This window comes from Pseudoalteromonas sp. S1609, from assembly GCF_005887255.1.
Taxonomy (GTDB): Bacteria; Pseudomonadota; Gammaproteobacteria; order Enterobacterales; family Alteromonadaceae; genus Pseudoalteromonas.
Genome location: NZ_PNDJ01000042.1, coordinates 1 through 318 on the forward strand (window position 1 = coordinate 1; position 318 = coordinate 318).

Here is a 318-nt window from a genome sequence, read left to right on the forward strand (position 1 = left end):
TATTAAAACGCCCACAACTTTAAAGGTGAGCGTTTTAATTACATTAGGTTAAACAGCGCGCTATTTACTCTGTTTTTGGTAAAAACAGTGCACTCATTGCCCCCAAAAAACCTAATCCACTGTAAAGCAAAATAAGCTCTGCGGTTGATAAAAACGATTCTAATAAGCCTATACTGCCTAACATCAGTAATAAAACCCCAATAACGGTATTACTAACCGACACATAATCGGTGCGTTTGTTACCCTCTGCCATATCGACGAGGTACGTTTTTCGCCCTAAGCGTACTCCTTGGTGCGCAACTGAGAGTAAAAAGTACA

At 39.9% G+C, this 318-nt stretch carries 1 pseudogene; it reads right to left on the reverse strand.

The features are described 5' to 3' along the window. Positions 1 to 64: 64 nt before the first annotated feature. A pseudogene (locus tag CWB76_RS11725) lies at positions 65 to 318 on the reverse strand (MFS transporter); the annotation flags it as partial.